The organism is Cytophaga sp. FL35 (assembly GCF_014349235.1).
In the GTDB taxonomy this organism is placed as follows: Bacteria; Bacteroidota; Bacteroidia; order Flavobacteriales; family Flavobacteriaceae; genus Euzebyella.
Map to the genome: position 1 here is coordinate 50954 of NZ_JACSOH010000002.1, position 13144 is coordinate 64097.

A 13144-nucleotide genomic window follows, 5' to 3' on the forward strand; every position below is an offset into this window, starting at 1 on the left:
CAAATTTAACAGTATTCTCTTGAAAACATAGAAAAAGATGCAGGACTTATTATCCCCTAAATTGATTTTTTAAAATGGGAAAATGAAAAAATCAGAATGGGGTCCAAAGAAAAGAGCGGGAACAAAAATGGTACCCGCTCTAAACAAACAACTTAACTCTAAATTATAATTTTTTCTTCGTCTTTGGGAATACGCAACCTCATGGCCAAAATTGCCGCAATTATGAAAAACACCCCTCCAAAAAGGATGGCGTTAACAGCACTGTTCCCCAAAAAGTTTTTTATAATAAAACCAAAGGATACCGTTTGAATTAGCATGGGAATAACAATCATCATATTTACGATTCCCATGTATACACCCCTTCTGTCTTCGGGAATTACCTTAGATACCATAGCATATGGAATCCCCATCATTGCCGCCCAGCCGATACCGAACAAAATCATAGGAGCCAATAACCCGTATTGGTTGTTAATATAGGGCATACTCAACATGGCAATTCCTGTGAGTATCAAACTGCAGACATAAACCAACTTTGAGCTATATTTTCTTGCAATAGGCACCAACAATAATGCAACTAGCATGGTGACCAAATTATAAGTCCCGTTCATTAAACCAGTTTGCGCCAATGCTTGTTCCGATAGGTTTTGAATATTCTGGGCAAAAGCCATATCCCCGGTTCCTACAACCCCACCAGAATTACAGGCTGCCATAATAGATTCAAATTTTTCATTATCCTCCGTACTGATGCCGTACATGCTTGAACGCAGCATGGGAGTAATAAACTGCCAATAGACAAAGAGGGCATACCACTGAAAAAGATAAACCCCGGCCAATCTCCACATAAGCTTAGGCATGTCTCCGATGGCATTGAATATTTCCGCAAAAGGAGCAATCATTCTGGCAACCAGTGATTTCTTGGAGTGTTCTTGAATATGTGCAATTTCTTCTTCGGAAGGTGCAATTTCCGGCGTTTTGTAAACAGACCATAAGATAGTCCCCAAAGAGGCAACCGCTCCCAAAAAGAAGGAGTAATACACCCAAGTAGGAATTGCCGAAACCGTTTCAGTAGTTGTTGAACAAAGACTACCAGCTTCCAAAGCTACTCCAAACCAATCCTGAAAAAGAAAAAGTGAAAAGTTGGCCAAGGTAATACCTGCGCCAACGAACAGACTTTGCATCTGAAAACCATAGGTAAGCTGATGGTCCGGCAGCTTATCCCCAACAAAGGCCCTATAGGGTTCCATTGCGGTATTATTGGCCGCATCCAGAATCCAAAGAAGCCCTACTGCAAACCATAAATGGGAACTATAAGGAAAAGCAAAAAGACAAATACTGGCGGTAATCGCACCTATGAGGAAGAAAGGTTTTCTACGGCCCCATCGCGGAGACCATGTTTTGTCCGATATGGCCCCTATAATCGGTTGTATGAGCAAGCCGGTAACAGGACCTGCCAAATTTAACAGAGGCAGTTCCTCATGATGGGCACCTAAAAAAGAGAATATAGGATTAACGGCAGTTTGTTGTAGACCAAAACTGAACTGGATTCCAAAGAAACCTACATTCATGTTCCAAATCTGCCAAAAACTTAAGGCTGGCTTTTTAATTTTCATAAGATTGTAATCAAATCAATTAAATATGCCTAACAAGATAGCGTTTTAACAGGTACGCCACTAGGCCTTCTACCTTCATACCATTATTTGCGTGAACTAAGTTCTTTCTTCAATAACTAAATAAAGTTCAATTTCTTTACTGATGAAGACTGGGAGTAATTTATTTCCACAACCATGTCCTCCAAATAAACTATTAGCTCTGCCCATTCCTTTCCGTTAAGCCATTTAAGATGAAGAATATTGGATGCTGTGTCCTTCACCTCAAAAATACCTTCAAAAGCTGGATGGGAATTTCTTAGTTCTATGAGTTTTTTGAAATTTTGAAAGAAGGGAGAATCAATGCGTTGATCAATTTCCTCCAACGTATAAAAATGACGGTTAATATCACGACCTACATTGGTTTCCTTTAAAAGTTCCATATCATTTTCACCCGCTAGCAAGCCCACGTAATAAACTTGGGGTACACCGGGAACAAAAAACTGAATGCACCGCGCTATAAGATACTCCTTTTCCTTTCTGCCCAAGGCCTCAAAATAGGTACTGTTCACTTGGTACAGATCCAAATTGGAGGCAGCGGCACCAGTAGCTTTTCTACTAGTACCTTCACTATTTTCATGCATTTTTTCAACGATATCGCTAAGCGCGTCATCTTCGATCAATCCCGGTTTTCCATCTTCCGAAGCAACATCCACAATACCAATTCCGTCATGGGTGTCCAACACCGTGATTACATTTCTGGGAGAGACCGCTAACCAGTTTTTTAAATTACTTGCATTTTTGTTGAACAATGTATCAAGTACCAAAACAGGTAGCGCAAAATCATAAACATAATCTACTCTTTTCGCAATTTCTATCTGGGTCTGGTAAAAAGAATGAATCTCTACCAATACGGCGATTCCCTTTGCACGGGCCCTTTCCGTAATGGCCGATATAAACTCAAAAGTTTCATCGATCATAAAGCAGGAAGTTCCTGCTTTTTTAATGGCATAACCTGCTGCATCTAAGCGAATCATAGTAACACCGGAAGCCTCAAATGTTTGGAGTATGTTCTCTAAATACTCCTCCCCCTTTTTTGAAGTAACGTCTATGTCTATTTGATTGGAGGTAAAAGTGGTCCAAACATTCTTTTCCGCACCATCTGCCAAAGTGAATTTAGTAAACGGTAGACCCGGTCTGGGCCTATAAATCTTGGCAATTTCTTCCTTGGATGCGCCATTTGGAAAAACCTTATCTTCCGTTAAGATCAACTCATTAAATTCAGACTTCTCCCCCTTTTCAAGGTAATCTTGGAATTGTTCCGATTCTGCCGAAATATGGTTTACAATTAAATCGGCCATAATATCCACTTCTTCGCTTAATGATTTTAAGTCATTCCAATTTCCAAGTCTTGGATCTATCTGAGCATGGTTTTTTGGATCAAAGCCAGCATCTTCTCCATCTATAGGATTGAAAAAGGGAAGAAGATGGACTCCCCCGAACAACCCTTGAAACTGATTTTGAATCAAGCTTTCTAAATCGGAAATATTCTCGCAGCCTATTCGATCAACATAAGTGATCAATTGCACCTTGTTTTGCATGTATGAAATTCGTAAAAGTTGAGCCTTTTGGGGTGAAAATAAAGCCGAAAATCATGGGAATCCTTTAATTTTCAGCTACTCTAGAGCAAGTTAGAAAACTAAAAACGTAATACGAACAATTAAAAAAAGAAGATATTAACCGAAAACGTTAGAGGATAAAAAAACTTAATTTTTTGTCTATAATATGGAATAAAATGAGCTTATCAACTTATAAAACAGAGGGTTTTCAAGTATAATTTGCGATTATTTCAGAAAATCGATATTCCTTTTAAGACCTGAAAATTTAGTACGTTTTACTGCTGATTTTCTAAATACCTTTTTAAAAACATCCTCCGTAATTTCTTCCCAATCATTTTTGGTCATTTCCAACAAATCCGGATGCGGATTAAAAAGAGGTTCTTGATGCGGTTTTGAAAAACGGTTCCATGGACAAACATCTTGGCAAACATCACAACCAAAGGCCCAATCATCAAGTTTTCCTTGAAAAGAAGTAGGCAATTCATTTTTTAGTTCAATCGTAAGATAAGAAATGCATTTACTGCCATCTACAACATAAGGCTCCACAATGGCGCTTGTAGGGCAAGCATCAATACAGGCCGTACACGTACCGCAATGGTCGGTAACAGGTATATCACAATCCAACTCAAGGTCAACGATCAACTCAGCTATAAAATAGAAGGAACCCACCTGCTGAGTCAATAAATTACTGTTTTTACCAATCCATCCCAATCCGCTTTTTGCCGCCCACGCCTTATCAAGAACTGGGGCAGAGTCTACAAATGCCCTACCGTTCACTTCGCCAATTTCCTTAAAAATAAACTCTTGCAGCTGCTTAAGCTTACTTTTTATAACATGGTGGTAGTCCTGCCCATAAGCATACTTTGAGATTTTATAGGTTTCGGACGTTTGTTGTTCTTCCGGATAGTAATTGAGTAATAGGGAGATTACCGATTTTGCTCCATCTACCAACAAACGAGGGTCTAGACGTTTGTCAAAATGATTGGCCATATAGCCCATTTCCCCGTGCATTTTCTTGTTCAGCCATTTTTCTAGGCGAGGTGCTTCCTCCTCAAGAAATTCCGCTTTGGAAATTCCGCAGGAAAGAAAACCTAGGCGTTGGGCTTCCTTCTTGATTATATTGCTATTAGTGGTTTTGGAACTCAATTGGATTAATTTAAAACGAAGGTACAATTAAACCGAAACCAAAAAAAGTGAGGCTATCTTATCGAGAACTGTAACGGCACGCTTTGTGGCTTTAAGGATATTAACGGATTAATGGCAACCTCCCTCATCTGGGTGCTCACCTTGTATTTCTTTAGGATCAAGCCTACGACCAAAACCATTTCAAACATGGCAAAGTTATTTCCAACACACATTCTGGGGCCGGCCCCAAAAGGATAGTAATAGGTAGCGTACCGCTTAGGGTCGCCATTTTTAAATCTATACGGATCAAACTTATCAGGGTCTTTCCAACAAGTTTCCGTTCTATGAAGTTCGTACATACTCATGAGCCAGACCGTATTCTTTTCATAGGTTCTTCCTTTCACCTTATCGGTTTCCAAACTCACCCTATCTATTACATACACGGGTGGATAAAGTCTCATAGCTTCCTCAATACAGTTTTTGGTAGAACTCAATTGAGAAATCGCATCCATCAGGTCCGCAGAAAAATCTATTTTACCAACTTCCTTAAAAACCTCCTCTTGAAATTTAGGGTTCTTTGCCAACAAAAAAAGCGTAAAACTTAGGGCATTTGCCGTGGTCTCGTGGCCCGCCGTAAACAATATAAGCACTTCATCTATCAACTGTTGCCTAGACATGGGCGTACCATCTTCATACCGTGCTTGAAATAACATATCCAACAGGTCATCTTTTTCAACCCCTGAAGAAATCCTCTCTTCAATGATAGTATCCAATAGTTTCTGGGCTTCCTTGGAAAGTTTCAAATGTTTACCAATTTCACCTTTTAGATGAAACCACCATTTAAAGAAAGGCTGCCTCATTTCTTTAATGAGCATTTTCTGGTTGGTTTCCGTAATTTCTTGAAGACGTCTCATTCGTTTACGAAGATTGTCCGCACTGAAGAGGGACTGGGCTACCACTTGAAAGGCGATGTCTCCCATTAGGGGAAACACATCATAAGCTATATTCTCCTTAATTCTTTGCAATTCCTGTTCAATACTTTTGAACATCACACCCAATAAACCTTGTAATTTCCTTTTATGGAAAGCAGGCTGAACCATACGCCGGTGAACCCTCCAAAAATCACCGTTTGAAGTCAACAAACCACGACCAATATATTTTCCCAAATCTTTGGTCTGTAAAGAAGATTTATGGTAGTTTTTATGATTCTTTTGTAGAATGTATTGAATGGTTTCTGCATCCCTAGTAAAAACCACTTGACCTCCTACACCTATATTTACCTTAAAGGTATCACCGTATTTCTCAAAATTCTCATGATGAAATGGCAAAGGATTTTTTAAAATCCTTTTTCTATTCTTAAAAACCTCTATTGGAGATACCGTCACAATTTCATTTACAGCTTTCTCCATAGGTACGGAATTAAAAAAGTCCTTGCTGGGTTCCGGGTTTGGTTTTTCCCAAATGCCTATAAGCAAGCTCTGTCACTTCCCTTCCCCTTGGTGTTCTCATTATAAATCCTTGTTGAATCAAAAAAGGTTCATAAACCTCTTCAATGGTTTCGGCACTTTCAGAAACTGCCGTTGCAAGGGTAGTGATTCCCACGGGACCTCCCTTAAACTTCTCTATGATGGTAGAAAGTATTTTATTATCCATTTCATCCAAACCATGAGCATCTACGTTAAGGGCCTTTAAGCTGAATTTTGAGATTTCCAAATCAATAGACCCATTACCCTTTATTTGAGCAAAGTCACGCACCCGCCGCAAGAGTGCATTACAGATTCGGGGCGTTCCTCTACTACGGCCCGCAATTTCTATGGAAGCCTCATTGCTAATGGGCACTTTTAAAATATCGGCACTACGTTGTACAATCGTGGAAAGCAACTCCGTATCATAATATTGCAATCGGCTGGAAATACCAAAACGGGCTCTCATAGGTGCCGTTAACAATCCGGAGCGGGTTGTGGCCCCAATTAAAGTAAACGGATTCAAATTAATTTGAACCGTACGAGCATTGGGGCCCGTTTCTATCATGATATCTATTTTATAATCCTCCATTGCGGAGTATAGGTATTCTTCCACAATAGGGCTTAATCTGTGGATCTCATCAATAAAAAGTACGTCCCTTTCATCTAGATTGGTCAATAAGCCAGCCAAATCTCCAGGCTTATCCAATACAGGACCGGAAGTCACCTTTATCCCAACACCCAACTCATTGGCCAAAATATGGGCCAAGGTAGTTTTTCCAAGTCCTGGAGGACCATGAAAAAGAGTGTGATCCAATGCCTCTCCCCGTTGGTTGGCTGCCTGCACAAAAATTTTAAGGTTTTCCAAAACCTGCTGTTGTCCCGTAAAATCATCAAAGGTAACCGGGCGCAAGGCTTTTTCAATATCCATTTCCTCAGAGGAAAAGTGATCACCGGTAGGGTCTAGATACTCATTCATAGAAAAACAAAGATACAGGAAAGAAGGCAGAACTTTTAAATACGGGATTATCAAAAATATGGCGTTCTATTTTTTATTTCCTCAAAAACCCATGAAAAATTAAATCAAAAAAATCGTAAATTCATTTTATGCAAAAAAAAGTATACCCTCCGCAAGTATTAAAATACATTCCTCTATTTTATGTGATTTGGTCAGACAATTTGGTAACCGCTTCGGAAATCAACGTGGTTCAAAACACCATTGAACAAGATGAAAAATTATCCCCTACGGAAATAAAGGACCTTTTAAATTGGTTGCAGCCCAAAAATCCCCCCGCGGACGATGTCATGAAAAGCTGGAAGCATTTTATCTCCAACTCCCAAGTAAAGTTAATCGAGAGCGAAACGCATCCACTGGCATCCTTAAGTGAAAAAGTAATACGGCATTACCATACCGCTACCGTGGAAACAACACCCTTAGAACATATTGAAGTTAACCTAGGAATTCAACCCAATCATTACAACCATTTATTTGATGTTGAAGTAGTACATGAAAGTAGTTCCAATTACTACGACGCAACCCGTTTAGATAAACTGTTAAAAGGCAAACATGCCCCACTGATAGACAACTTTAGACAAGCCCTAAACGACCCAACTTTTAAGTGGGACATTCACCGAAATAAGGAAAACTTCCGGCAAAAAGTATTGAATCAGGTGACCTTTTTGGCCGAAAAGGGATTTGGGGCGTTAGCTTACCCAAACGACTATGGCGGTAAGAATAATATGGAAGGCTACGCTTATATGTTCGAAAATATGATGTATGCGGATGGTAGTCTTTGCATAAAATTCGGTGTTCAATTCGGACTTTTTGGAGGTAGCATTCAAAAGCTTGGCACTAAAAAACACCATGACCAGTATTTAACCGATACTGGAAAAGCAAAACTATTAGGATGCTTTGCCATGACAGAAACCGGTCACGGCTCCAATGTTAGGGGAATTAAGACGACGGCAACCTATGACCCAAAAACGGACCATATCATCATACATACACCGGGGAACAATGACAACAAGGAATACATTGGAAATGCCCTTCATTCCAAAATGGCATCTGTGTTTGCCCAGCTTATCGTTAACGGAAAGAACGAGGGAGTCCACGCTATTTTAGTGCCCCTAAGAGATAAAAACCATGAACTATTGCCCGGTGTAAAAGTAGAGGACAACGGATATAAATTGGGACTTAACGGGGTTGATAACGGTAAAATATGGTTTCATCAAGTAGCCGTACCAAGGGAAAATCTCTTAAACAAATACGGAGATATAACGAAAGATGGCAATTACAAATCAGACATCAAAAATCCTAACAAGAGGTTCTTTACCATGTTGGGCACCTTGGTGGGAGGTAGAATTTGTGTGGCTCGTGCCGGATTGGGAGGTGCAAAATATTCCCTAACCGTAGCCATAAAACATGCTTTACAAAGAAGACAGTTTAATGATAGCATAAAAGTACAAGAAGACCTTTTAATGGACTATCCTTCTCACCAACTCAGATTAACACCTTTGGTAGCTAGCGCCTACGTTTACCATTTTGCATTGGACAAAATGATGGAAACCTATTGCGATGAAAGTCAACCGGACAAACGTGTGGTGGAAACACAAGTGGCCGGACTCAAATCCATAATTACATGGTATGCCAATAGCACTATTCAGGAATGTAGAGAGGCTTGTGGAGGAAAAGGGTATTTATTGGAGAATAGAATTGCAGATTTAAAAGGTGACGTTGACATCTTCACCACATTTGAAGGGGACAATACGGTACTGCTTCTATTGGCCGCAAAAGGGGTATTAAGTGATTTTAAAGCAGAATTTAACAGTGCCGGGTTTACCGCGGTATTGAAAATACTGGGCATGCAACTTAATAATACCCTTACCACTAGTAATCCTGTTTACTCCAACAAAGTAGACAAAGAGCACTTATACAATCCTAAATTTCACAAACATGCACTTAATTATAGAACAAGAAGGTTGACCTATACACTGGCCATGCGCATACGGGATTACATAAAGCAGGGAATGCCTTCCTATCAAGCATTCTTAAAGGTTCAAACCCATTTGTTGGCTTTGGGAAAAGCCTATAGTGTTGAATTGGCTTATGAAACTTTTTCCAATTATATTAAAACTATGGAGGAAGACAAATACAAAAGTCTTTTTGAAAAAATGGCTACGCTTTATGTACTTTATGAACTAAGAAAAGACGCAGCTTGGTACTTGGAACAAGGATATTTGGGTAGCACAAAATCGAAGGCTATTAGACAAAGAGTAGAAAGGCTGTGTACAGAGTTACGACCTCATTTGAACAGTCTTATTGATGGATTTGGAATCCCTGAACATTGCTTGACCGCTCCAATAGCACAGTAAGGAAAACCCTATTTTTCCTTATGGAGTTCCGCAGTGTCATTAAACTCTAAAAGGGTCACTTGTGGACTACCATATAAATGAGTTCTGGTAGAACCGTTGGCTGTTAACTCTAAATCTTCACTTGCATTAACATCTGCATTGGCAGAATGTTGAATAGTCAAAAAGACTTTAGTAGCCTCCAACCGTTCTGCTTTTAAACTAGCGCTTTCCATAAGATCTGCAAATAATTGATCGGTAGTACCCTCCAATTTTATAGATGCGTTCTTATACATTTTAACATTGTTCAACTGCGTCATGGTATATACTTTGGCATCCACTCGATCTTTGAGAATTAGACTTATTTCACCACCATTCACATTAAAGTCCCCAAAACTATTCCCTTCCATCTTTACATTGGTAAGGTCTGCGTCCGTACTCAATTCAAGTTTAGAAGAGTTATAAGTATTTATGTATAGTTCTCGAGTACTTATAGGGCCATCAGCAATCAGTTTGCCATCCAATAGCGTTATTGCGCTCAATTCATTATAGTATACGGTAATATCTAATTTTTTCTTAACTGTGATATTATAAAATGAACTTATGACCAAGGTGCTATCCTCCACTTTAAATTTTAGAACATCAATTAGATTATCATCAGCAGTAATGGCATACCCCTCAGAAGCAGCTCTCTGTAAATGAATTTCCAAATCATCCTTTAACTCAATGGCACTATAGGGTGGTAAATCTTCCTGATAATCCACAACTTGTTTGTTCCCTTTAATTTTGGGCTTACGTTGAGCACTTACCTGTACTACACACAAAAAGGAGATAAATAAAATAAAATGCTTCATAATGGTTTAGTGTTTAAGCTACAGTTACAAATACATGATGACTGAGGATGATAAATTTCAATCCGTAAGAATTATAGCCTATCTCAATATATCAAAAAAAATGCCCAACTATATCAGTCGGGCATTTTTTATTTAATCAAGTATATTTTTAGTGATGTAGTTCCTCTTCGTCTTTTTGAAGCGGAACAATCTGTGGAACAAAATCCTGACCAGGAATGATGTATTCCCCATTTTCATCAACTTTACTGTAGTCGTAAGCCCAACGGTGTACTTCAGGTATAGGCCCGTCCCAGTTACCGTGAATATGCTTATTACCGGTAGTCCATTCCAAAGTGGTAGATTTCCAAGGGTTTTGTGGACCCTCTTTTCCATAGAAAACACTATGAATAAAGTTATAAACGAATACCAACTGAGCTGCACCAGCAATTAAAGCAAATACGGTCATCAATACTTGAACATCGGCCAATTCATCAAACATCGGGAATGCAGTATTCTCATAATATCTCCTAGGAACCCCTGCCATACCAACGAAGTGCATTGGGAAGAAAACCCCGTAAGCACATACTGCGGTTACCCAAAAGTGCACATAGCCCAAGTTCTTGTTCATCAATTTACCCTCAAACATTTTAGGGAACCAATGATAAACCCCTGCAAACATACCATATAGCGCAGAGATACCCATTACCAAGTGGAAGTGAGCCACCACAAAATAGGTGTCATGAACATTGATATCCAAGGTACTATCACCTAAAATAATCCCTGTAAGACCTCCAGTGATGAAAGTAGAAACAAGTCCTATGGAGAATAACATAGCAGGATTGAGCTGTAGGTTACCTTTCCAAAGAGTAGTGATATAGTTAAACGCTTTTACTGCAGAAGGTATAGCAATCAACAAGGTTGTAAATGTAAATACCGATCCAAGAAATGGGTTCATTCCAGAAATAAACATGTGGTGCCCCCAAACTATGGTAGATAAAAAGGCGATAGCTAAAATGGAAGCAATCATGGCCCTATAACCAAAAATTGGCTTTCTTGCGTTGGTTGACATAATTTCTGAAGTAATTCCCAATGCCGGAAGCAATACAATGTACACCTCAGGGTGTCCTAAGAACCAAAATAAGTGTTCAAACAATACAGGCGAACCCCCCTGGTAGTGCAAAACCTCTCCCTGAATGAAGATATCGGATAAGAAGAAAGAAGTACCAAAACTTCTATCCATTATCAAAAGTAAAGCTGCTGATAAAAGAACTGGGAAAGAGATAATACCAATTATAGCCGTTACAAAAAAGGCCCAAATGGTCAATGGCAGTCTTGTCATCGCCATTCCCTTTGTTCTAAGGTTGATTACAGTAACAACATAGTTCAATGATCCCAAAAGGGAGGAGGCTATGAATATGGCCATCGAAACCAACCAAAGGGTCATTCCCAAACCAGATCCTTGTTGCGCCATTGGCAAGGCACTTAATGGAGGGTAAATAGTCCATCCTGCCGCTGCAGGACCTGCTTCAATAAATAGGGAAGCCACCATTACCACACATGAAACAAAGAACATCCAAAAAGAGAGCATGTTCATAAATCCTGATGCCATATCCCGCGCACCAATCTGTAGTGGAATCAATAAGTTACTAAAAGTACCACTAAGACCTTGAGTAAGTACAAAAAATACCATCAACGTACCATGGATAGTAACCAATGCCAGATACACATCGGCATCCATAACACCTTCCGGCGCCCACTTTCCTAGAACAGCTTCAAAAACAGAGAAAGACTCCCCTGGCCATGCCAACTGCATACGGAATAATAAGGACATTGCAATACCCAAGAATCCCATTATCAATACACCAGTAATAAAATATTGCTTGGCAATCATTTTATGATCCTGGCTAAATATGTACTTGGTTACAAAAGTCTCTTTGTGATGGTGCCCATGATCGTCATGTGCATGGTCATCTACGTGTGCATGTGCTGTAACAGACATAATCTTAATTTTATTAATTTTCTTTTCTAGCTTCTAAATTTGTATTTACTCACCGAAACTTATTGAACACCGTTCATCGCAGTATCGGAATCTCCCTGATTTAAAACCGTTTCTGCAAAAGTACCTTGGTCGGCAATCCACTTCTCATACTCTTCTTGCGTTTCTACCACAATTTTCATTTGCATATTATAGTGCGATTTACCACAGATTTTATTACATAAAAGAATGTAATCAAACTCCCAAGGATCGGAGTTAGGTTCACCATTTGCGGCTCTTTCTGAACGTATTTCATTGGTACGTCTAACCTTATCCTTTATATCAGGATTTTGACGCATTTCCGCTGTAGTATAAATAGGAGTAAAAGAAAACTCCGTAATCATACCTGGCACACAATTCATCTGAGCTCTAAAATGGGGCATATAAGCCGAGTGCAGTACATCTTGAGATCTCATTTTAAAATTGACCTTTCTACCTACCGGTAAATGCAATTCCTTAACTACAACATCATCAGCTGCGTAGGAATCCCCCTCATCAAGACCCAATATATTGGCTTTGTTAATATCTATCATGCGCACATTAGCGTCACCCAATACGTTGTCCTCACCGGCATATCTAGCCGTCCAACCAAATTGCTGTGCATAAAGCTCAACTACAAGTGGGTCATCCTCATCATTCACATCCATAATAGTAGTCCAAGTGTAAAGACCCCATAAAATCAAACCTGCCAAAACAACCACAGGAATAATGGTCCAGATAAACTCCAACTTATCGTTATCAGCATAAAATAAAGCCTTATTGCCCTTTTTACCTCTGTATTTATATCCAAAGTAATGAAGTAATGCCTGAGTAATGGTTTGAACAAAAAATATAATTACAAAGGATACCAACATTAGGCTATCATACTCGTCACCGTGTGCCGAAGCCGCCTCGGGCAATAAGAATTTACCATAGTTATAGAAACTAAAGATGGTAATAGCGTAAATGAAAATTAAGAAAGCGAATAATAAATAACCATTGGTCTGGTTATCACTATCGTTTGCTATTTGGGAGGTCTCGGCCTTTAATTGTGACAATTCAAATATTTTGGTCATTTGCCAAATAGCAATTGCCACTAATACCAAAACCGCTAAAATCAATACTGTAGTCATCGTATGCTCTACTATTATACGTT

The 13144-nt window shown here is 39.3% G+C and carries 9 protein-coding genes; 1 reads left to right on the top strand and 8 read right to left on the bottom strand.

Annotated elements, in window-relative coordinates; translation table 11 throughout:
* Window positions 1-158 precede the first annotated feature (158 nt).
* The 5 genes from BIZ36_RS01480 to ruvB form a co-directional block, all read right to left on the bottom strand.
* Entirely contained in the window at window positions 159-1610 is a 1452-nt protein-coding gene (locus tag BIZ36_RS01480) for an MFS transporter (RefSeq protein ID WP_187456090.1), read from the bottom strand.
* Window positions 1611-1726: 116 nt separating this feature from the next.
* Window positions 1727-3169 (bottom strand): sucrose phosphorylase, encoded by a 1443-nt coding sequence (gtfA, locus tag BIZ36_RS01485; RefSeq protein ID WP_222937154.1) that lies wholly within the window; start codon window positions 3167-3169, stop codon window positions 1727-1729.
* Window positions 3170-3430: 261 nt separating this feature from the next.
* A complete protein-coding gene (gene queG, locus BIZ36_RS01490; RefSeq protein WP_187456092.1) occupies window positions 3431-4351 on the bottom strand; it encodes a tRNA epoxyqueuosine(34) reductase QueG in 921 nt (306 codons plus the stop codon).
* 53 nt (window positions 4352-4404) lie between these two features.
* Entirely contained in the window at window positions 4405-5739 is a 1335-nt protein-coding gene (locus BIZ36_RS01495; RefSeq protein ID WP_187456093.1) for a cytochrome P450, read from the bottom strand.
* Window positions 5740-5749: 10 nt separating this feature from the next.
* Complete coding sequence (gene ruvB / locus BIZ36_RS01500) at window positions 5750-6772, bottom strand: Holliday junction branch migration DNA helicase RuvB (RefSeq protein WP_187456094.1); 1023 nt, start codon at window positions 6770-6772, stop codon at window positions 5750-5752.
* 128 nt (window positions 6773-6900) lie between these two features.
* On the opposite strand from ruvB, the gene BIZ36_RS01505 reads away from it, so the two are divergent.
* A complete protein-coding gene (locus BIZ36_RS01505) occupies window positions 6901-9165 on the top strand; it encodes an acyl-CoA dehydrogenase family protein (protein ID WP_187456095.1) in 2265 nt (754 codons plus the stop codon).
* 8 nt (window positions 9166-9173) lie between these two features.
* Here the strand turns inward: BIZ36_RS01505 and BIZ36_RS01510 are convergent, their stop codons facing one another.
* The 3 genes from BIZ36_RS01510 to BIZ36_RS01520 form a co-directional block, all read right to left on the bottom strand.
* Window positions 9174-9995, bottom strand: coding sequence for a GIN domain-containing protein (locus BIZ36_RS01510; protein WP_187456096.1), 822 nt, complete (start codon window positions 9993-9995; stop codon window positions 9174-9176).
* Window positions 9996-10143: 148 nt separating this feature from the next.
* On the bottom strand, window positions 10144-11973 hold the full coding sequence (locus tag BIZ36_RS01515; RefSeq protein WP_187456097.1) for a cytochrome c oxidase subunit I: 1830 nt from the start codon (window positions 11971-11973) through the stop codon (window positions 10144-10146).
* A gap of 59 nt (window positions 11974-12032) precedes the next feature.
* On the bottom strand, window positions 12033-13121 hold the full coding sequence (locus tag BIZ36_RS01520; RefSeq protein ID WP_187456098.1) for a cytochrome c oxidase subunit II: 1089 nt from the start codon (window positions 13119-13121) through the stop codon (window positions 12033-12035).
* Window positions 13122-13144 lie beyond the last annotated feature (23 nt).